Origin of the sequence: Streptomyces sp. NBC_01537 (assembly GCF_045040445.1) — a bacterium.
In the GTDB taxonomy this organism is placed as follows: domain Bacteria; phylum Actinomycetota; class Actinomycetes; order Streptomycetales; family Streptomycetaceae; genus Actinacidiphila.
Genome location: NZ_CP109392.1, coordinates 8127187 through 8147173, shown reverse-complemented (window position 1 = coordinate 8147173; position 19987 = coordinate 8127187). Strand labels below are relative to the sequence as shown.

Annotated in this window: 22 protein-coding genes and 1 pseudogene; 9 read left to right on the top strand and 14 right to left on the bottom strand. The window is 71.1% G+C overall.

Annotated elements, in window-relative coordinates:
• Positions 1–9: 9 nt before the first annotated feature.
• The gene (locus tag OG607_RS37455) at positions 10–921 is read right to left on the bottom strand and encodes a proline iminopeptidase-family hydrolase (protein ID WP_405733352.1); all 912 of its coding nucleotides are present in this window, start codon (positions 919–921) and stop codon (positions 10–12) included.
• 238 nt (positions 922–1159) lie between these two features.
• Here OG607_RS37455 and OG607_RS37450 point away from each other — a divergent pair, with 238 nt between their 5' ends.
• Positions 1160–1945, top strand: a complete 786-nt coding sequence (locus OG607_RS37450; protein ID WP_405733349.1) for a FadR/GntR family transcriptional regulator — start codon at positions 1160–1162, stop codon at positions 1943–1945.
• Between the two features lie 534 nt (positions 1946–2479).
• Complete coding sequence (locus OG607_RS37445) at positions 2480–3112, top strand: CAP domain-containing protein (RefSeq protein ID WP_405733346.1); 633 nt, start codon at positions 2480–2482, stop codon at positions 3110–3112.
• Positions 3113–3116: 4 nt separating this feature from the next.
• Here OG607_RS37445 and OG607_RS37440 read toward each other — a convergent pair whose 3' ends face one another.
• From OG607_RS37440 to OG607_RS37425, 4 genes are all read right to left on the bottom strand, one after another.
• Positions 3117–4016, bottom strand: a complete 900-nt coding sequence (locus tag OG607_RS37440; RefSeq protein ID WP_405733344.1) for a polysaccharide deacetylase family protein — start codon at positions 4014–4016, stop codon at positions 3117–3119.
• A gap of 151 nt (positions 4017–4167) precedes the next feature.
• Complete coding sequence (locus tag OG607_RS37435; protein WP_405733341.1) at positions 4168–4935, bottom strand: SDR family oxidoreductase; 768 nt, start codon at positions 4933–4935, stop codon at positions 4168–4170.
• A complete protein-coding gene (locus tag OG607_RS37430) occupies positions 4932–5387 on the bottom strand; it encodes a VOC family protein (protein WP_405733338.1) in 456 nt (151 codons plus the stop codon). The genes OG607_RS37435 and OG607_RS37430 overlap by 4 nt, the downstream gene beginning before the upstream one ends.
• 187 nt (positions 5388–5574) lie before the next feature.
• A complete protein-coding gene (locus tag OG607_RS37425; RefSeq protein ID WP_405733336.1) occupies positions 5575–6561 on the bottom strand; it encodes an SDR family NAD(P)-dependent oxidoreductase in 987 nt (328 codons plus the stop codon).
• Between the two features lie 56 nt (positions 6562–6617).
• Between OG607_RS37425 and OG607_RS37420 the strand changes: the two genes are divergently transcribed.
• Both OG607_RS37420 and OG607_RS37415 read left to right on the top strand, forming a co-directional pair.
• Positions 6618–7004 (top strand): MerR family transcriptional regulator, encoded by a 387-nt coding sequence (locus tag OG607_RS37420; RefSeq protein WP_405733333.1) that lies wholly within the window; start codon positions 6618–6620, stop codon positions 7002–7004.
• Positions 7001–8191, top strand: coding sequence for a cytochrome P450 (locus OG607_RS37415; protein ID WP_405733330.1), 1191 nt, complete (start codon positions 7001–7003; stop codon positions 8189–8191). Before OG607_RS37420 ends, OG607_RS37415 begins: the two co-directional genes overlap by 4 nt.
• 15 nt (positions 8192–8206) lie before the next feature.
• Here OG607_RS37415 and OG607_RS37410 read toward each other — a convergent pair whose 3' ends face one another.
• Together OG607_RS37410 and OG607_RS37405 are read right to left on the bottom strand one after the other, a co-directional pair.
• Positions 8207–9049, bottom strand: coding sequence for an SAM-dependent methyltransferase (locus tag OG607_RS37410; protein ID WP_405733327.1), 843 nt, complete (start codon positions 9047–9049; stop codon positions 8207–8209).
• 69 nt (positions 9050–9118) lie between these two features.
• Entirely contained in the window at positions 9119–9382 is a 264-nt protein-coding gene (locus tag OG607_RS37405) for an AbrB/MazE/SpoVT family DNA-binding domain-containing protein (protein ID WP_405733324.1), read from the bottom strand.
• Positions 9383–9839: 457 nt separating this feature from the next.
• Between OG607_RS37405 and OG607_RS37400 the strand changes: the two are divergent.
• Positions 9840–10527: pseudogene (locus OG607_RS37400) on the top strand (ABC transporter ATP-binding protein).
• Between the two features lie 61 nt (positions 10528–10588).
• Here the strand turns inward: OG607_RS37400 and OG607_RS37395 are convergent.
• Positions 10589–11449, bottom strand: coding sequence for a hypothetical protein (locus OG607_RS37395; RefSeq protein ID WP_405733321.1), 861 nt, complete (start codon positions 11447–11449; stop codon positions 10589–10591).
• A 285-nt stretch (positions 11450–11734) separates the two neighbouring features.
• Entirely contained in the window at positions 11735–12145 is a 411-nt protein-coding gene (locus tag OG607_RS37390) for a DUF1992 domain-containing protein (protein ID WP_405733318.1), read from the bottom strand.
• A gap of 23 nt (positions 12146–12168) precedes the next feature.
• On the opposite strand from OG607_RS37390, the gene fahA reads away from it, so the two are divergent.
• Positions 12169–13380: a fumarylacetoacetase gene (fahA, locus tag OG607_RS37385; RefSeq protein WP_405733315.1), complete on the top strand. Its 1212-nt coding sequence runs from the start codon at positions 12169–12171 to the stop codon at positions 13378–13380.
• A 136-nt stretch (positions 13381–13516) separates the two neighbouring features.
• Here the strand turns inward: fahA and OG607_RS37380 are convergent, their stop codons facing one another.
• Together OG607_RS37380 and OG607_RS37375 are read right to left on the bottom strand one after the other, a co-directional pair.
• Complete coding sequence (locus tag OG607_RS37380) at positions 13517–14296, bottom strand: SDR family NAD(P)-dependent oxidoreductase (protein ID WP_405733313.1); 780 nt, start codon at positions 14294–14296, stop codon at positions 13517–13519.
• 26 nt (positions 14297–14322) lie between these two features.
• On the bottom strand, positions 14323–15138 hold the full coding sequence (locus OG607_RS37375) for a sugar phosphate isomerase/epimerase family protein (RefSeq protein ID WP_405733310.1): 816 nt from the start codon (positions 15136–15138) through the stop codon (positions 14323–14325).
• A 39-nt stretch (positions 15139–15177) separates the two neighbouring features.
• Between OG607_RS37375 and OG607_RS37370 the strand changes: the two genes are divergently transcribed.
• On the top strand, positions 15178–15825 hold the full coding sequence (locus tag OG607_RS37370; protein ID WP_405733307.1) for a TetR/AcrR family transcriptional regulator: 648 nt from the start codon (positions 15178–15180) through the stop codon (positions 15823–15825).
• Between the two features lie 16 nt (positions 15826–15841).
• Here OG607_RS37370 and OG607_RS37365 read toward each other — a convergent pair whose 3' ends face one another.
• Complete coding sequence (locus OG607_RS37365) at positions 15842–16606, bottom strand: TetR/AcrR family transcriptional regulator (protein WP_405733304.1); 765 nt, start codon at positions 16604–16606, stop codon at positions 15842–15844.
• Between the two features lie 201 nt (positions 16607–16807).
• On the opposite strand from OG607_RS37365, the gene OG607_RS37360 reads away from it, so the two are divergent.
• Entirely contained in the window at positions 16808–17227 is a 420-nt protein-coding gene (locus OG607_RS37360) for a pyridoxamine 5'-phosphate oxidase family protein (protein ID WP_405733301.1), read from the top strand.
• Positions 17228–17241: 14 nt separating this feature from the next.
• Positions 17242–18429: a cytochrome P450 gene (locus tag OG607_RS37355; protein ID WP_405733298.1), complete on the top strand. Its 1188-nt coding sequence runs from the start codon at positions 17242–17244 to the stop codon at positions 18427–18429.
• Between the two features lie 29 nt (positions 18430–18458).
• Here the strand turns inward: OG607_RS37355 and OG607_RS37350 are convergent, their stop codons facing one another.
• Both OG607_RS37350 and OG607_RS37345 read right to left on the bottom strand, forming a co-directional pair.
• The gene (locus OG607_RS37350) at positions 18459–19460 is read right to left on the bottom strand and encodes a Dyp-type peroxidase (RefSeq protein ID WP_405733295.1); all 1002 of its coding nucleotides are present in this window, start codon (positions 19458–19460) and stop codon (positions 18459–18461) included.
• Between the two features lie 171 nt (positions 19461–19631).
• Positions 19632–19835 carry a nuclear transport factor 2 family protein gene (locus tag OG607_RS37345; protein WP_405737304.1) on the bottom strand — a complete coding sequence of 68 codons (204 nt, stop codon included), beginning with the start codon at positions 19833–19835 and terminating at the stop codon, positions 19632–19634.
• Positions 19836–19987 lie beyond the last annotated feature (152 nt).

Sequence of the window (19987 nt, the reverse complement as noted above, 5' to 3'; positions counted from 1 at the left end):
CAGGCTCGGTCATACGGAGTCGAGGAATGCGCCGACGACCTGCAGATAGCGCTCCTCCTCCTCGATGTGCGGCATGTGGCTGGAGTCCTCGAAGATCTCCCAGCGCACATCGGGGATGCGGTCGGCGAACGGCTGGACGGTGGCGGGGGTCGCCTCGTCGTGGCGTCCGGACACCAGCAGGGTGGGGACGTCGATCAGGTGCAGGCGGTCGATGACCGTCCAGTCCTTGAGGGTCCCGATGACATGGAACTCATTGGGGCCGTTCATGGTGTGGTAGACGGTCCCGTCCTCGGCGACCTTGGCCCAGGTGGCGTCGACCTCCGGCGGATTGGGCGTTACCCGGCACACGTGCCGGGCGTAGAAGACCTGCTCGGCGGCCTTGTACGCGTCGCTGTCGGTGGTCCCGGCCGCCTCGTGCGCGAGCAGGGTCTCCTGTACGGCGGGCGGCAGCTCGGCGCGCAGTCCGGCCGCCGCCGCGAGCCACAGCTCCATGGAGGCGGGCGAGTTGGCGATGGTCAGGCTGCGCAGGCCCGCCGGGCGGCGTACCGCGTGCTCGGCGGCGAGCATGCCTCCCCAGGACTGGCCGAGCACGTGGTACCCGTCCTGGATGCCCAGGGTCGCGAGCAGGCTGTCGAGTTCGTCCAGGAAGAGCTGCACGGTCCAGAAGTCCGCGCCCCGGTCCGGGAGATGGGTCGACAGGCCGATGCCCAGCTGGTCGTAGTGGATCACCGGGCGGCCCTGCTCCGCGATGCGGGCGATCCGCAGGGTGTAGTCGTGCCCGGCCCCGGGCCCCCCGTGCAGGACCACCAGCGGCTCCGGGCCGCCACCGAGGGTGCCGGTCACGCGGTACCAGGTCCGCCAGTCCTTGAAGAGGGCCAGACCGGTGCGGTCGGGCTCGGGGATCGCCACAAAGCCTCCCATGCGGGCACAGGAATGCCCGATGCAGGTGAAGAGGGGGTGTTGGGTGCGTTAGGGGTGTTAGGGGTGTTGCGTCAGATGGCAGTCATACTCATGAGGAAAAGGTCTGCTGGCAATACCTTTTGTAAGGGCATGAAGATAAGTAACTGCGTGTTAACGTGACGCCCTACGACCAGCGCACCGAGGAGGAGCCCTGACCGTCCCCGCCGGGCCGGACGGGCCCGACCGCGATCTGTCCCGCGTGCTGGAGCAGGTGCTCGACGGCGGACCGTCTCCGGTACTCAGTCCCGTACGGGTGGTCACCGTGGCCGACGAGGTCGCCGACCGGCTGCTCACCGCCATCGCCGTGGGTGACTTCCTGCCCGGCCAGCGGATCCCGCCCGAGCGCGAACTCTGCGACCTCCTCCAGGTGAGCCGGTCCACCGTCCGGGAAGCGATCGCCCGGCTCCAGGCCTCCGGCGTCGTCGAGATCCGCCGGGGCCGCAACGGCGGCGCATACGTCCGCGAGAGCTGGACCGATGTCTCCGCCGCCGCCGTCCGCCGCACCCTGCTGCCCCGCTGGGAGGAGCTGGAGCAGCTCTTCGACCTGCGCGGACTGGTCGAGGGCATGGTCGCCGGCGCCGCCGCCCGGCGCCGCCGGCCCGAGCACGTCGAGCTGATGCGCGAGGCTCTCGCCGGCTACGCCTCCGCCGAGACCCCCCGCGCCGAGCAACTCGCCGACAGTGCCTTCCACGAGGCGGTCTGCCAGGCGACCGGCAACCCGCAGATCGTCGGCCTCAGCCGGGACCTGCTGACCAAGGTCAGCTTGGGCTTCCCCGTCGAGCCCTGGGGCCGCGGCGAGCCGTCGGCCTTCCGGCGCGCCCTGAAGGAGCACACGGAGCTGTTCGAGGCGATCGCCTCCGGCGATCCCGACCACGCGGCGGAGCTCGCGCGCGAGCACTTCGCCATCAGCGCCGGCATGATCCGCGACGTGCTCACCCGAGGCCTGGCCGGCGGAGACTCCGCAGGCCGGACCGGATCGCGCTGATCCGCCACACCCCTGCACCCTTGCCCTTATGTGCCGCCTGTGTGACATGCGCCATACCCCACGCGGCACAAACGATCCTCTTTAGTAGCCGACGGCCACTGACATATGGGAATCATCCATCCCGCAACGGACATATTCCGCGCCCGATCGCGACGGCGTGCCGTCCCGTTCGGCGCTTCCGCCTGTCCGTGCGGCGGCGATGACTTCTGACGGTGCGACAGGTCCGGTCGGCGGCTCCGAATGCTCCGGGCTGCACGTCGGCGCATCCGTATCAAGGCCTCTTTTCGCTACGAATCCGCGTAGTACTCAGCCCTCGTTGCCCGGGTCCACGGCCCTCCTGAGAATGACGGGGCCGCAGGCGCACCCGGCCCGCACCGGACGCCGACTGCTTCGACGCGCCCCCGTGCGAAGTGATCACTGGGGCAGAGATTCTGAGTACCGCAGCCGATACACCGAGTGAGGTCAGACATGAGCGAACACCGCAGGACAAGGCGCTTCCGGAAGACAGCCGCTGTCGCTCTCGCCGTGGTAGCCGTGGGCGTGCCCTCAGTCGCCATGGCCTGCATGGACGGGCCGGACGACTCCGGCGCCCGGTCCTACGGCCACTGGAGGAGCGCGTCCCACACGCACGCCTCGGCCGACTGGCACCAATGGGCCGAGGCCAAGGCGAAGGCCGCCGCCGCGGCCAAGGCCAACGCCGCCAAGGCCAAGGCGAGCCCTGCACCGACTGCGACGGCATCCCCGACGGTCAAGGCCGTCGCGAGCGCCCCGGCTTCCGCGGCCTCGTCCTCGGGTGCCACGGCACGCGTGGTCGCACTGGTCAACAGCGCGCGGAGCAAGGCCGGATGCTCGGCCCTCACCGTCAACGCGAAGCTGACCAAGGCCGCCCAGAGCCACAGCAACGACATGTCCGACAGCCAGACCATGTCGCACACCGGCTCCGACGGGTCCTCTCCCGGCGACCGCATCACCCGCGCCGGTTACGACTGGAGGACCTACGGCGAGAACGTCGCCTACGGCTACCCCACACCGGAGAGCGTGATGGCCGGCTGGATGTCCAGTCCCGGGCACAAGGCCAACATCCTGAACTGCGCGTTCAAGGAGATCGGCGTGGGCCTGGCGCAGGACGGCTACTACTGGACGCAGGACTTCGGGGCGGCCAGGTAGGCGGTCAGCGGCGCGGGAAGGTGTACGAGTAGCCGGCCGCGTCCAGCCGGTCGAGGAGTATGCGCAGCGCCTCGACGCTCTGCGAACGGTCGCCGCCCGCGTCGTGCATCAGGACGACGGCACCGGGCCTCAGCTCGGCGTTGATGTTGTTGAGGATGGCGTTCACGCCGGGGCGCTTCCAGTCCTCGGAGTCGACGGTCCAGCCCAGCGGGCGCAGGCCCCGGGCGGCGGCGATGTCCCGGATGGCGGGAGAGAAGTCGCCGCCCGGCGCCCGGTAGTACCAGAGCTTCGCCCGGGGACCGGCCGCCGCGGCGATCTCCCGCTGGGCGTCGACGATCTCGTGGCGGTTGTAGTCGCGCGATTTGTGGCTCTGCTGCTCGTCGTGGTGCACGGAGTGGTCGCACAGCCGGTGCCCGGCCGCGGTGATCCTCTTCACCAGGCCGGGGTTGGCCCGGGCATTCGGCCCTATCTCACAGAACGTGGCCTTGGCGTGATGCTGTGCGAGCAGCCGCAGGACCTTCGGGGTCCAGCGGGGGTCCGGACCGTCGTCGAAGGTCAGGGCCACGGACCGGCCGCGGCCCTCCGCGGCGTGCTCGATCATGTCCGACGTGGTCGCCCGGCCGAGGGACGCCCTGCCTGCGGTGTGGTGCTTGCGGGACGGTCCGTGCGACGCCGACCGGGCCTTGGGCACGGTCGGCGTCGCACGGACCGGCCGGGGCGAGCTCGACGACGGCGCGGAGTGCTGCTCCGGCACCACGGACGGCCGGCGGGGCACGTCCGGGACGACCATGGCCGCGGATCCGCTCGGCGTACCGTGCTGAGCGCCGCATCCCGCGATCGCGGTCCCGGCGAGCGTCGCCGCGAGGACCGCGAGCGTTCCCTTCACGCTGTTCGTCAGCGCCACGTCTGTACCTCCTGGCTGGGATGGCGCCCAGCGTAGGAAGAGACACGGCGTTGACCCAACGATTTCCGGCGGAATGTGACTATTCAGGCATTTGGGAGGGTGCCGTGGACAGCGGCGTACAGGCCGCCGTCCACAAGGATGTCGATGCCGGTCAGGAACGCCGCTTCGCCGGCCGCACGAACCCGACGACCGCGGCGACCTCCTCGGCCCGGCCCGTACGACCGAGGGGCGTCTGCCGCACCAGCCTGTCCATCGACGGATGGACGGCCGCTTCCTGCTGCCCCTGGGGCGTGTCGATGACGCCGGGCGAGACGGAGCAGACCCGGGCGCCCACCGGCCCGAGCCGCACCGCCTCCTGCCGCACGAAGCGGTGCACGCCGTGCTTGGCCCAGGCGTAGGCCACTCCGGTGTCCTCGACGGCCGGCCCGAGGGAACCGTGAATCCGGTCGAGGAAGCGCTCGTCGAGCGGGTCGTCCAGGATCGCGGCCAGGGCCGGATCGGCTGCCATGTTCGCGAGCAGCGGGGCCATCGAGGCGAAGCACACCATCGCCGTCCCGGTGGTGGCGAGCGGGCGGAGCGCCTCGGCGAGCATCGCGGTCCCCACCAGGTCGACGGCGAAGATGCGGCGCCAGTCGGCCATGGTGGGCGAGATGCCGGCGGCGTGGGCGACCGCCCGCAGCGTGCCCAGTTCCGTGACACGAGCGGCGAGCCCGGCCAGGCCGTCACGATCGGTGACGTCGAGGACGAACGGCTCGACGGCGGATCCGTCACCGGCGGCCGCCAGCTCCTTGGCGGCCGCGCTGACGGTCGCCTCGTCCCGGTCCACGAGCAGCAGCGTGTCCACCGTGCCCATGAGCCGCCGCGCACATGCCAGCCCCATCCCGCGCCCGGCGCCGGTGACGATCCCCACGGTCGTCATGACTTCATCGCCCCGCACCAGTACCGCTCCAGGCTCGGCTGCGCCTTCCGGCTCAGCAGCTCGACGCGAAAGCCCGTCGTACTCCGGTAGAACGCGAAGTACGGGACCCCGTCGGGATCCATACGCACCGCCTCGGCCGTGTATCCCTGGCCTTCGAGTTCGGCGGAGTCCGCCGCCACGTCGTCCGACCAGTAGCCGATGTGATGGATCCCGGACCCGGCCGCCGGCTCCCACAGGGTCCCCGGGATCCGCCCCACGATCTCCAGCCGGGGTTCCGTCGTCGAGTACGCACACCTCATGTTCAGGACGGCATCACCGGTCGGCAGCCGCACCTCGGCGGGCCCGCCGATCTCGCCGCACCACTCGTACCCGAACAGGGAGGACAGCCTGGCCAGCGTCCCCTCGAAGTCCTCGACGACGACGCCGACGTGGAACTGATCCTCGGGCCTCATCGCGTCTCCTCATTTGAGAATTGCACTCTCACTTCGGAGAGAGATGTTCTCACGGGCAGCACGGCGCTTCCAGCCCTCGGCGGCATCGAGTACCGCCATCCCGGCGTCGGCACCGACTACTACGGAGGGCGAGCGGTGACCGGAATGGTTTCACCGGGCCCGCCGGCGAACGTACGCGGGCACCGCGCTATGCCGTGGCCACGAACGCGTTGACGCCGGTCAGGTCTGCCGACAGGGCCCACAGGCGCGCCGCCTGCGCTGGGTCGGTCGCGTGTCCGTGTACGCCGGGGCCCGAGCCGTCGGGGGCGGCGGGGTCGGCGATGTCGCAGTCCTCGCAGTAGACGCCGCCCATGCCGGCCAGTTGGGGGGAGGTGGCGGCCCAGACCTGGGTGGCGGCGCCCTGGGCGGGGGTTTTGAAGGTGGGGTCGGTGGGGTTGCCGTCGTTGTCGATCCAGCCGGCGGCGACCATCTCGGACTTGGGGAGGTGGCGCTGGAGCGGGGTGAGAATGCTGCCCGGGTGCAGCGAGAACGCCCGCACTCCGGCGTCGCGGCCGAGGGTGTCGAGGTGCGCGGCGAACAGCACGTTGGCTGTCTTCGCCTGCCCGTAGGCCTGCCAGGCGTCGTATCCACGCTCGAAGTGCACGTCGTCCCAGCGGATGCCCGTGATGCCGTGGGCGCCGGAGGAGACCGCGACCACGCGGGCGCCGCCGCGGGCGATCGCGGGCCAGAGCCGGTTGACCAGGGCGTAGTGGCCCAGGTGGTTGGTCGCGAACTGCGCTTCCCAGCCGGGGCCGACGCGGGTCTCGGGGCAGGCCATGATCCCGGCGTTGTTGATCACGATGTGGAGGTCCCGGCCCGTTGCCAGGAACCGCTCGGCGAAGCCGCGGACGCTGCCGGGATCGGCCAGATCGAGCTCGTCGATCTCGACGCCGCCGATACCGCCGCCGATACCGCCGATGGCGCCGACCGCCTGCTGCGCGACCGTACGCCGCCGGGCCGGAACGATGACGCGCGCTCCTGCGCGGGCCAGCGCGCGAGTCGTCTCCAGGCCGATCCCGGAGTAACCGCCGGTGACGAGAGCGGTCCTGCCCGACAGATCGATCCCGGCGAGGACCTCGTCCGCGGTGCTGCGGTGGCCGAAGCCCGATCCGATCCTGCGCTGAGGTGTTGTCATGACGGGGACGCTAGCTCCTAGACCGCGGTCTAGGTCAACGGCGTAGGCTCGGCTCCATGACCGGAACCCCGCAGGAACTGAGCATCGGGCAGGTCGCCGAACGCACCGGCATGAGCGTGCACGCCCTGCGGCTCTACGAGCGTGAGGGTCTCCTCGCCGGCCAGGTCAGACGCGCGCCGAACGGCCGCCGCGCCTACAGCGAGTGGGACGTGGAGTGGCTCACCAACTGCACGAGGTTCCGGGCTACCGGGATGTCGCTGGCCACGATCCGGCGCTACGCCGAGCTGGTGCGCCAGGGCCCAGGCAACGAGGACGAGCGCCTCGCACTGCTGCGCCGGCACCAGCGGCAGGTCGTCGACCGCATTGCCGAACTCACCGAGTGCCTCGACCTGATCACCCGAAAAGTCGCCGTCTACGAAGAGCAGGAGCACACGTCATCTTGACGACATCGACGACAGCAGAGCGCTTCCCCCTGGGCGCCGTGACCACGGTCGCCGAGCTGGAGCACGACCCGCACTCGCGGCTGGCGGCGCTGCGCGCGAAGGAGCCGGTGTCCTGGGTGCCGGCGCTGGGCGGGTGGCTGGTCACCCGGCGGGACCTGGCGATGGGGGTGATGCGGGACGCCGTCACGTTCACGGTGGACGACCCCCGCTTCACGACCGCGCGGGTGGTCGGACCGAGCATGCTGTCACTGGACGGCGCCGAGCACGCCCGGCATCGCGGGCCGTTCACCGACCCGTTCCGGCCCCGGGATGTGGACGCCCGGTTCGGCGCCTTCGTGGAGCGCGAGGCCGCCCGGCTGGTCGAGGGGATCCGGCCCGCGAGGAGCGCCGAGCTGCGTCGCGCGGTGGCCGGGCCGCTCGCGGTCGCGGTGGTGGCCGAGTCCCTGGGCCTGGCCGACGCGGACGCGAAGGCGGTGCTCACCTGGTACGACGCGATCGTCGGCGCCGTCTCCGACATCACGGCGGGCCGGGCGGCGGACCCGGCGGGAGCGGCGGCCTTCGGGGAGCTGCGGGACAGTGTCGAGACCACGGTCGCCGCCGGGAGCAGTACGTCACTGCTGGTCGCGGCGGCGGAGAGCGGGCGGCTGGAGTTGCCGGAGGTGGTCTCCAACGCGGCGGTGCTCATGTTCGGCGGGATCGAGACCACCGAGGGCATGATCGCCAATGCGGTGCTGCACCTGCTGAGCGACCCCGAGCAGCTCGGTCTCGTACGCGCCGACCCGGCTCTCGTGGACGCCGCCCTGGAGGAGTCCCTCCGCCTGGAGCCGGCCGCGGCGGTGGTCGACCGCTATGCCACCGCCGACGTCACCCTCGCCGGCGCGGCGATACGCCGTGGCGACCTCGTCATCGTCTCGATCGCGGGTGCCAACCGCGACCCCGCCGTCTTCGACGATCCCGACCGCTTCGACCTGCGGCGCGACAACGCCCGACTGCAACTGGCCTTCGCCCAGGGCCCGCACTTCTGCCTCGGCGCCCACCTGGCCCGGCTGGAGACCCGCGCCTGTCTGCTCGCGCTGCTCCGGCGCCTCCCGGGCCTGCGGCTCGACCCGTCGTCGCCCGCCGCGCCGCACGGCCTGGTCTTCCGCAAACCGCCGAGCCTCCGCGTCATCTGGGACGCGGAGGCGTAGGCCTGTCCTGCGGGCTCACGCCTTCAGCGCCACGCCCCCGTACATGGCCACCGCACTGTCCGGTACCTGGTGCTCAGGGTCGACGTCGGGGCGCCAGTTGTGGACGAGCTGCACTCCGGGCTCGATCAGCTCCAGGCCGTCGAAGAAGCGCTCCACCTCGGCCTTGCTGCGCTCGCGGGGCGGCATGCCGCGCGCCTTGTACTCGGACACCACGTCGATGGCCTTGGGGCTGGAGTCGGTGGTCACGGTGGACAGGGCGAGGAAGCTCCCCGACGGCAGGTCCCGCATGTACCGCTCCACCAGGCCGTACGCCTCCTGGTCGTCGAGCACGAACTGCAGAACCGCGATGACCGACAGCGCGACCGGCCGGTCGAGGTCGAGCGTGTCGTGCAGCTCCGGAGCGGTGAGGATCGTCTCCGGCTCGCGGAGGTTGGCGTGGATGTACGCGATCCGGCCGTCTGGCGTGCCATTGAGCCGGTGCCGGGCGTGGGCCAGCACGATCGGGTCGTTGTCGACGTAGACCACCCGGGCCTCCGGGGCGATCTCCTGCGCGATCTCGTGCACGTTCGGGGAGGTCGGAATGCCCGTGCCGATGTCGAGGAACTGGCGGATGCCGCGCTCGGCTGCGAGATGACGCACGGTGCGGTGCATGAACTTCCGGTTCTCCCGCATCGACGTGCGCAGGCTCGGCCAGTTCTTCAGCATCTGCTCGGCCGCTTCGCGGTCGGGCCCGTAGTTGTCCTTGCCGCCGAGTATGTAGTCGTAGACCCTCGCCGAGTGCGCGACGCTGGTGTCGATCTCGATCTCCGGAGGTTCGTGGCCGAGACTGCGCCGCGTCCAACTCATGTCACTGGACATGCCGTACGTGCCTCCTGATCCGCAACCGCGTGGCACCCGATCCTGCCGGGTCGGCACAGTCTACGTCGGTCAACCGGCAGCATCGGTACGGTTGTTCGACTCGTCCGGCCGCAGCGTGATGTGGTCGGGTTCCAGCTCCAGGAGGACGCGGTCGCAGATGTCGAGGGCCTCGGTGAAGTCACGGGGCAGCTCAAGGCGGCCGGCGCGGTCGACGGTGGCGTATTCGCTGGCGGTTACGGATTCCCGGCCGTGTTCGTCGATGGTGGTGCGGCGGACGACCTCGGAGGCGGTGCGCCCGTCGCGCGAGGCGACGGCGAGGTCGTGGGTGACCACGACGACGGTCGTGCCGAGTTCGTCGTTGGCGGTGCGGAAGGCCTCGAAGACCTGCCCGGCGGTGGCGGAGTCCAGTTCGCCGGCGGGTTCGTCGGCCAGGATGACGGCGGGCCCTCCGGCAGTACGAAGCCCACATCGGCCCCCCTTGCCGCGGCAAGCGGCCGGAGCAGCTCCGCCGGCGGCCGGTCGGCCAGGTCGGCCCGCAGCCGCATCACCTCGGCGGCGTCCCGGGTGTCCATGGCCAGTACGGTCGCCTCGCGGTTCTGCGCCAGCAACGCCTCGGTCCGGCCGACGGGGGTGACGGCGGCCACGCCCGGCATCGCGTCGTACACCCCGCCCTGCCCGAACGGCGGGGTGGTGGAGCCGGTCACGCGGATGTCGGTGCCGACCGCGAAGTCCGCCTGGTCGCGCTGCGAACCGGCCCAGCTGGTGCCCTCGCCGATCGCGAACACGCCCATTGCCACGGCGAGTACGAGCAGCAGCGCCGGACCGGCCCCAACTGGTCGTCGTCCAGGACCTGGTGCGGACCTACGGCAGCGGGGCCACCGCCGTGCAGGCCGTGCGCGGGGCGTCCTTCAGCGTGCCGCGCGGCGAACTCGTCGTCCTGAAGGCCGTTCCGGCTCCGGCAAGACCACCCTGCTGAATCTGGTGGGCGGCCTGGACCGCCCCGACTCCGGCCGGGTCAGCGTCGACGGCACCGAACTGGCCGGTCTCGGCGAGAATGAGCTGCTGGCGCTGCGCCGCGACCGGATCGGCTTTGTCTTCCAGTCCTTCGGCCTGATCCCGATCCTCACCGCCGCCGAGAACGTCGGAGTGCCGCTACGCCTGCGCAGGACCGAGCGCCGTGAACGCGACGCGCGCGTCGCCCTGCTGCTGTCCCTGGTCGGCCTCGACGACCACGCCGCCCAGCGCCCCGGCGAGCTGCCATAGCCCGCGCCCTCGCCAACCGCCCGGCCCTGCTCATCGCCGACGAGCCGACGGGCCAGCTCGACGCGGACACCGGGCGGGCGGTGATGGAGCTGCTCGGCGCCATCGTGCACAGCGAGAACGTCACCGCGCTGGTCGCCACCCACGACCCCCAGCTGATGGAACTCGCCGACCGCGTCATGGAGCTGCGGGACGGCCGGATCGTCCAGGACCGATGAGATGACGCGCGGGACTCCCCGGCCCGGCCCCGTCCGGGAGCCCGGGAAGTCCCGCGCACCGCTACCGGCTCGGCGCCACCAGCAGGGCCCCCGCCAGCACGGCGCTCAGCAGGGCCACGGCCGCCTGCGCGGCCGGCGGCGCCGCCCCGTGGGCGAACACGGGCGCGAAGACGGGCGCGTTGACGTGTGCGTACGCCAGGAGATGGGCCACCCCGAGCCCGGCGGTGAGACCGGCGGCCGCCACCCGTACCGGCGGCGCCGCCCCCGCGAGCAGGCAGCAGGCCAGGACGAGACACAGCACGGCTGCGGCGAGCGGCACGAACTGCCCTGCGGACAGCGCGGGATGCAGCTCCATGACGCCGCCGGGCAGGTGCGCGGCCCCGCACCCGGCCACGGCGACGGCGGCGCTCAGCCGCAGCGCCGTACGGAGGCGCCCGGCCGTCGGGCGGTCGTCCGGAGAGCGGACGGGTGCGGACGACCCCGTGCGCAGCGGTGGCGACGGCGGGGTGTCGGGAGGCGGCTGCTCCGGGCGCGCGTCCGGGGCGGCCTCCTCCAGCAGTCCGATCAGCTGGACCAGGTCCTCCAGGGGCCGGGTGACCGCTGCCGCGTGGACGGCCTGGTCCGCGGTGCCGGACTGGTGCGGCGTGTTCCTGAGCAGGCTGATCAGCCGGGGCACATCGGCCACCGGACGGTTCACGGCGGCCAGCCGTACGGCCTCGGCGGCCGTGCCCGGGTCGTGCGAGGGCCCGCTGAGCAGCTGGACGAGGCTGGTCACATCGTCCAGGGGGCGCTGGACGGTGGCGGTGCGCAGCGCCTGTTCGGCGGAGCGGCGGGTGCCGGGGACGGCGTTGAGGAGGCTGACCAGGTGCGCGACCTCGCTCATCGGTCTGGCGAGTGCGGCGGTGTCGATGAGCCCGCTCACTGCGGACTGACTGGGAGTGACGGAATGCGGTGTGGCGGAATGCGGTGTGACTGTCATCTACTGCTCTGTTCCAGGGGACATGAAGCGGTGACCCGGACGTCGACGATCGGGAAGTGCCAGTGGGCACTCAGCCAAGACTTAGCCCGTCCCCCGTGGTCCTGCCACCCGGGCCGCACGCCTGAACGGCTCCGACCGGCCTGCGCATGCGGCGCCCGTAAGGCGGTTCGGCGGCATGCGCATTACGCCGTCTGGACCATCGCGCCCGGGAGCCGGACCCGCTTGTCCTCAATCGCCGGACGGGCCGGATTTCCGCCGCCACTCCTGGACGACCTGCTCCACGTCGAACGGCGTCAGATTCAGCGGCGGCCCGGCAGGCGGCCGCCGGATCGCCTCGCGGATCTTCTCGTTGACGTCCCCGATGATCTGCCGCACCTCGCGCTCCGAGCGCGCCTGCGCGGCGGCCTCGACCGCGTCCTCCGCCTGCTTGCGCAGCGCGAGCGTCGGCGGCAGCACCGACAGCCCTTCGCGGTGCATCTTCTCCTTGACCCACCACAGCTCGTCGTACGGCGTGTCCAGGCTGGCCAGCGGCTTGCCGAAGCCCGGCAGCTCCTTGAAATCGCCTCGGTCCGTCGCCTCGCGGATCTGCTTGTCGACCCATGACTCGAAGCTGACCCCGGGCGGTTTGCGCTCTGTCACCCTTCCGAGGCTACAGTCCGGCCATGGCGCTGCGCAGCTGGCTCGATGACGTGCCCGAGGACTCCCCCTTCGGGATCTCCAACCTCCCGTACGGGGTGTTCACCACCGCCGACGCCCCTCAGCGGCGGCGTATCGGCGTGGCCATCGGCCCGTACGTCCTCGACGCGGGCACCGTCCATCCGCTGCTCGACGCGCCCGTCCTCAACCCGCTGCTCGCCGCCGGCCGCCCCGCGTGGACGGAGGTACGCGCCCGGCTCACCGGCCTGCTGACGGACGAGGCCCACCGGGCCGCCGTGGAGCCCTTGCTGCTCCGCCGCGACGAGGTGACGCTGCACCTGCCCTTCGAGGTCGCCGACTACGTCGACTTCTACGCCTCCGAGCACCACGCCGCCAACCTGGGCCGCATCTTCCGCCCCGGCTCGGAGCCGCTCACGCCCAACTGGAAGCACCTGCCGATCGGTTACCACGGCCGGGCCGGGACCGTCGTCGTCTCCGGGACCCCGGTGACCCGCCCGTGCGGCCAGCGCAAGGCCCCCGCCGAGGATGCCCCCGCCTTCGGCCCGTCCCGGCGGCTGGACATCGAGGCCGAGGTGGGCTTCGTGGTCGGTGGCCCGACGGCGATGGGCGAGCCGGTGCCGCTGGAGGAGGCCGACGACCACGTCTTCGGCGTCTGCCTCGTCAACGACTGGTCGGCCCGCGACCTCCAGGCCTGGGAGTACGTCCCCCTGGGCCCTTTCCTCGGCAAGTCCTTCGCGACCTCCGTCTCCCCCTGGATCGTCCCCCTGGACGCCCTGCGCTCCGCCCGGGTCGCTCCGCCGCCCCGCGATACCGGGCTCCTCCCCTATCTCGCCGACCGCGACCCGGCGGGCCCGGCGGGCCTGGACATCTCGCTGGAGGTCCGCCTGAACGGCGCCGTGATCTCCCGGCCGCCGTTCGCCGCGATGTACTGGACCTACGCCCAGATGCTGGCCCATATGACCGCCAACGGCGCCTCGTTGCGCGCCGGGGACCTCTTCGCCTCCGGCACGGTCAGCGGGCCGGACCCCGGCACCCGGGGCGCGCTCATCGAGCTGACCTGGAACGGCGAGCAGCCGATCGTCCTGCCCGACGGCACGACCCGCGCCTTCCTGGAGGACGGCGACGAGGTCGCCATCACGGCGACGGCTCCGGGGCCCGGCGGCACGAGGATCGGCTTCGGCGAGGTGGCGGGGCGGGTGCGCCCGGCCCGGTCCTGAGGACGAACCGCAGGGCGGCGAGGCCGGTGGCCGAGCGGCTCGCGCCATCACCCGCGGCTTCCGGACCCTGCCCGTCCGGGTCCGCTGACGGCGCCGCGAGAGCGGCAGGTCACGGCTGTGGTCGAGCCGGCGCCGCTCAGGCGCCGAGCATCATCGAGCCGCCGCCCACCGCCAGCAACTGCCCGGTCACGAAGCGGGATCCCGGGCCGGCCAGAAAGACGAGTACCGGGCCGAGGTCGCGCACCGGGTCGCCGAGTTCGTCGGCGCCGAGGGAGCCGGCGATCGGCCGGGTCTCTGCCGTCCGCTTCTTGATCACCGTCGCGGCCTCCGGCCCCAGGAACTCGCGGAAGCGTTCCGAGCCGGGGGTCTCGACGGCCGGCGCCACGGCGTTGACCGTTATCCCGTACTGGCCCCAGGCCTTGGCGGCCGACCTCGTCCAGCTGTGCACCGCCCCCTTGGCCAGTGCGTAGCTCGACGACCACGTGATGCCCGTGACGGCCTCGCCCGACCCGAGATTGATGATCCGGCCGCCCTGGCCGGCGTCGCGCATGACCCGGTAGGCGGCCTGGTTGGTGAACACCGTCGCCTTGACGTTGGTGTCCAGCATGAAGTCGAGATTCTCCTCGGTTATCTCACCTGCCGGGCCCGGGCCCCAGGTTCCGGCCGAGTGCAGCACGACGTCGAGACCCCCCATCGCGTCGGCTGCGGCGGCAACGGCTTTGTCCGCCTGCTCGGGACTGCGCAGATCGCATTGCAGCCAGGTCGCCGCCGCACTGAGTGAGTCGGGCGGCGGCGAATTGCGATACGTCGCCGCGACCGTGGCCCCCTCTGCGGTGAAGACCTCCACCGCGGCCGCGCCGATCCCGCTCGCGGCACCGGTGACCAGGATCCGCCGGCCGTGCAGTTGTCCGTTCACTCGTTCTCCTCGTGATGCGTAGGTCCTCATGGGCCGACGGCCAGGAGTTCGCGCGCCGCGTCGACGCACCGGCCGAGTCGTTCGTGCGGGCCGACACCGGCCCGGGCCTGCGAGCGCAGCGGCACCTCCAGCCCGATGACGACGTCGCCGGGCAGTGCCGCCAGCACCTCGGTCAGCGGGAGTTCACCGGTCCCGGGAACCATCCGCTCGAACATCGCCTCCTGCGCGTAGTCGGGGATGACGGGAACCAGTGGGGCGTCGCTCAGCTGGACGTACCCGACGATGCCGGGGTCGAGCGCGGCGATGTCGGCGGGTCCGGATCCGGATCGGATCACGTGCATCACGTCGATGAGCAGACGGAAGTCCGGCCGGCCGACCTGGCGGATGGCGTCGACCGCCGTGGGGAGGTCGGGGATGGTCAGCCCTGGGCCCGGTTCCAGCGTCGTCTCCATTCCGAACGATGCCGCCGTCTCGGCGAGGAGGCCGAACTGGTCGATGCTGCGATGCGGGTCCGGGTCGACGGAGACGGTGTTGACCCGGCGGATCCCGAGCTCGGCCATGATCGCGAGATCGCCGCTCCGGTCGCGGATGTCGGCACCGCTGCGAACGGTCATGCCTTCTCCGAGCGAGATCGAGACGCCGCGGTCGCGCATCGCGGCCGTCATCTCGCGCCGTAGCGGCGGATCGTCTCTCAGGCTGAACGGCGGATGGCTCGGCGGGTCGTAGGGGTACGACGTCAGGCCGGTGGAGATGTACTTGCAACCGAGGTCGGCGGCCAGGCAGACGAAGTCGACCGGAGGCAGTCCGAAGACGCTGAGGAACTCGATCCCTAATCTGTCCATGAGCACCGACCGCTTTCGCGCAACTGGAGTCGCATCAATATGGCCGATCCGGCAGAGCCTGACAAGGGGGCGGGGACGCGCGCCGGCGAGCGTCGGCGCTACGACAGCCCGCTGCGCCGCGAGCGTACGAACGCGACCCGGCAGCGGATCCTGGAGGCGGGTTCCGCACTGGCCCACGGCTTCCCGACCTGGGACTGGCGCGGCCTGAGCGCCGGAGCGGTCGCGGACCGGGCAGGCGTCAACAAGGCCACCGTCTACCGGCACTTCCCCACCGAACGGCTGCTGCATGACGCGATCATGCAGCGGCTTGAAGACGAAGCCGGCATCTCCTACGACGACTTGAGCCTGGGCACCGTCAACGCACTCGTCGAGCGCGCGCACGCGCACCTGTCGTCCTTCGCCGGCCGCCCCGATGCCGAGGGGGAGGCGCCCACCGTCGGCGCCGACCAGCGGCGGCGCGATGCCCTGTTGCGCGCCGTCACGTCCGAGACGCCGGGCTGGCCCATCGCCCGGCGCCGGATGGCGGCGGCCGTCCTGGACGTCCTGTGGAGCAGGAACACCCACGAGCGCCTCACCGAAGCGTGGGGGCTCGACGCCGAGCAGACGACAGAAGCCGTCACCTGGGGCATCGCCCTGCTCACGGACGCCGTCCGGGAGGGCCACAGCCCCGGCCCTCGAGACGCGTGATCCCGGGAAAGACTCATCACCCCTGGGGGAGCTGGCTCGTCACACCGTCGAGGAAGACGGCCATGCCGTGGGTGAACACGTCGTCGACGGATGCCGCCACGAACGCCGCACCGGCCGCCCGCAGGGCCGGGAGGCGGTCGGCGGGCAGTCCGTCGAGGAGCTGGTCGAAGCCGTCGGACCCGGCAGCTCCCTGCGGAGTGCGGCCGAGGGCGCTGCGCTGGATGGTGGCGGAACCGGCAACGAACTCGATCATCGCGATCGTCGTGTAGGCCGCCCGCTCGTCGGTCAGCCCGGCCTGGAGGAAGAGCCCGAGTGCGGCGTCGATGAGACGCAACATGTTCGGCCCGAAGGTCGATCTGCTCCGTGCCGCCGAGACCGGCAGCGGTTGGTCGAGAATGACCCGCCGCATCTCGCGCATCAGCACCTCGACGTCGGCACGCCATCCCCGGCCGGTGGCGTCGAGACGGATATCGCCCAGAACATGGTCGACGATCAGGGCGATCAGCTCCTCGCGGCTGGCGATGTGCCGGTAGAGAGAGGCGCTGCTGGTGCCGAGCCGGTCGGCGACGGCCCTGACGGTCAGCGCGCCGAGACCGCCCTCCCGCAGGACCTCCAGGGCGGCGTCGATGATGCGCTCGGTGGAGAGGCCGCCGGCGCGCGGCCTGCGCCGGGCCGCGGCCTCGGCACGCTCCGCCCACCAGCGGGCCGACCCGGGCGCGGCCGGCCCCGGCGCATGCTCCTGCGCGCAGAGCCTGGAACTGCTGGAACTGTCGGTCTCCACGGCTGATCACCCCTTCGCCGGATCGTCTGCGCCAATCCTTGACAGTATGCGAGCAACGATCGCATACTCGGTCGACGAAATGCGATCAATGATCGCACAGGGTACGCCCCGGCTCGATCGCGCGGCGACTGGCGGCGACTGTCCGACATTCCGAAAGGACTGCCCACGATGTCAGAGCAGCGACGTGGCCGCAGAATCGCCATGACCCCGGCCGAAGTCGACGCCTTTCTCGCCGAGGAGCGAACCTGCCGGGTGGCCACATCGAGTCCGAGCGGACCGCACGTGACTCCCCTGTGGTTCGTGTGGGACGGAGCTGCACTCTGGCTCAACTCGACGGTGAAAAGCCAGCGTTGGACCGACATCGCCCGCGACGGGCGGGTAGCCGTCCTGGTGGACACCGGCCACGCCTTCAACGAACTGCGGGGCGTGGAGATTCGCGGGGATCTGGAGAGCGTCGGCGACGCTCCGCGCACCAATACCCCCGACCCGGATCTGGAGATTCCGGAACGGCTCTTCGCCCGCAAATACGCTGGCCGCGACGAGATGCACTACGACGGGCGGCACGCCTGGCTGCGTCTGACGCCCACGAAGATCACCAGCTGGGACTTCCGGAAGATGTGACGAGAGGTTCGAACATGACCGACGACCTGTACTGGGATCCCTTCGACGCGGACATCGACATCGACCCGCACCCGCTCTGGCGCCGGATACGCGATGAGCAGCCGGTCTACCGCAACGACAAGTTCGGCTTCGTCGCCCTCTCCCGGTTCGAGGACGTCGACGCGGGCCTCATGGACCCCACCACGTACAGCTCCGCCCACGGCACGGTCCTCGAACTCATGACCCCGGAGCCGATGCAGACCGGGCACATCATCTTCATGGACCCCCCGGCGCAGACCACGCTCCGCGTCCTGGTCTCCCGCGCCTTCACCCCCCGGCGGATCGCGGCGCTGGAGGAACACATCCGGGCGATCTGCGCCGAGCTCCTCGACGCCCGGATCGGCGGCGGCGGGTTCGACTATGTCCGGGACTTCGCCGCCCAGGTCCCCTCCCTGGTGATCTCGCAGCTGATGGGCGTCGACCCGGCCGATCGCGAGGAGATCCACCGCACGATCGACCAGACCTTCCACCTCGAGGAGGGCAAGGGGATGGTCAACGACATCTCCCTTGCCGCCCAGATCAAGCTGCACACCTACTTCGCCGAACAGATCGAGGCGCGGCGCGACAACCCGCGCGACGACATGATGACCAGCCTCGTCCAGGCCGAGGTCACCACCCCCGAGGGCACCCGCCGGCTCAGCACCTCCGAGGCCGCCAACTTCGCCAACCTGCTCGTCAGCGCCGGCACCGAGACCACCGGCCGCCTGATCGGCTGGGCCGGCGCGCTGCTCGCGGCCCACCCCGACCAGCGCGCCGAGCTGGCCGCCGACCCGTCCCTGATCACCAACACCGTGGAGGAGACCCTGCGTTACGAGGCGCCCTCCCCCGCCCAGGGCCGCGTCAACACCCGCGACGTCGAGATCCACGGCACCACGATCCCCGCCGGATCCAAGATCCTGCTGCTCACCGGCTCCGCCGGCCGCGACGAACGCAAGTACCCCGACCCCGACCGCTACGACATCCACCGCCGCTTCGACAGCCATGTCTCCTTCGGACACGGCGCGCACTTCTGCCTCGGCGCCGCACTCGCCCGCCTGGAAGCACGCGTAGCGCTGGAAGAGACCCTGCGCCGCTTCCCCACCTGGGACGTGGACCACCAACGCGCCGTGCGCCTGCACAGCAGCACCGTACGCGGCTACGCGGAACTGCCCATCGCCGTCTGATCGCCGCTCAGGTCAGGGCCACCGCCGCTTCACCCGCGTGAACGAGATCCGTCGGAGGCCTCGGCCGTGACCGCCGGTTCCGGGGCGGGCGGCGGGTCGTCGAGAAAGTCGGCCGTGGGTACGTGGAACAGGGTGCCGGTGACCGCTGTGGAGAAGTCGAGCAGCCGGTCGTGGCTGCCCGGCGGATCGCCGATGAACATGTTCTCCAGCATGCGCTCGATGACCGCCGGGGTGCTGCAGTAGCCGATGAAGTACGTGCCGAACTCGCCGCGCCCGGGCGCACCGAAGGGCATGTTGTCGCGCAGGATCTGCCGCTCGGTGCCGTCCGGGTCGGTGATCGTGGTGAGCGCGACGTGCGAGTCGGCCGGTTTGAGGTCGTCGGGCAGCTCGATGTCGGAGAGCTTGCGGCGGCCGACGGCCCGTTCCTGCGTCTCGACCGGCAGGGCGTTCCACCCGGTCAGGTCGTGCAGGTACTTCTGCACGATGACGTAGCTGCCGCCGGTGAAGTCCGGGTCCTGGTCCGGATCGGCGGCCCCGATCACGACGGCGGTGTCCGCGGCGCGTCCGGTGGGGTTCTCGGTGCCGTCCACGAAGCCGAGCAGATCGCGTTCGTCGAAGTACTTGAAGCCGGACACCTCGTCGCGGACGGTGACCGCGCCGCGCAGCCGGTCCATCAGCTGCGTGGCCAGTTCGAAGCACAGGTCCGTCTGCCCCGCCCTGATGTGGAAGAGCAGGTCCCCCGGGGTGGCGGGGGCGGCGTGCCGGGCGCCCGCCACCTCCCGGAAGGGATGCAGCTCGGCCGGTCTGGGCCCGGCGAACAGCCGGTCCCAGGCAGCCGATCCGATACCGGTGACGCAGGTCAACGCCCCTTCCGGGACCCGGAAACCGACTGACCGCACCAGACCGGCGAGGTCGCTCAGCAGCTCCCGTACGACCGGCTCCCCGCCGGGATCGACGGTCACGACCAGAAAGACGGCGGAGCTGGTGAGCGGGCTCAGCACTGCCTGCGAGACGGGTTGCGGCTCGGGCACGAACACTCCTGATCCTTCGGCGGACACGGAGGCCTGAACGGAGGCCGGACTCGATCAGCCTCTCATCCCGAGCCCGCTTCTTCGCGGCGTCTTCGATGATGCCGGCGACGCTCGATCGCCCCAGGACGTCGGTGGTGGGGGCATCGAGTTGCACCGCCCACGGCCGCACGGTCAGCCGCCCAGCGGCCTCTTGTCGTTAATCGTGAAATGCGAGATGCGAGTCTTGATCAACCATCGGCCGTCACGCTGGACGTATTCGTCGTTGTACCGAATGCTGCTGTCGGTAATGAACTCCTTGCCGTCCTCCTCGGTGACGAGCTTCACCTGACAGTAGGAGATTCCCGTTGCGGAGTCGCCGTCGACGTCGGCAACCAGCTGACCGTTCTACACCTGAACCTTGGTGTCGGGTGTGAACAGCGACATCTGGTCTGCGATTCGCTTCTCGTCACCCAAGTTGGAGAACGTGTCCACCAACCGCTTCAGCTCGGACTTGGCCTCTAGATCTTGCAATGACATGAGCTCTTCTC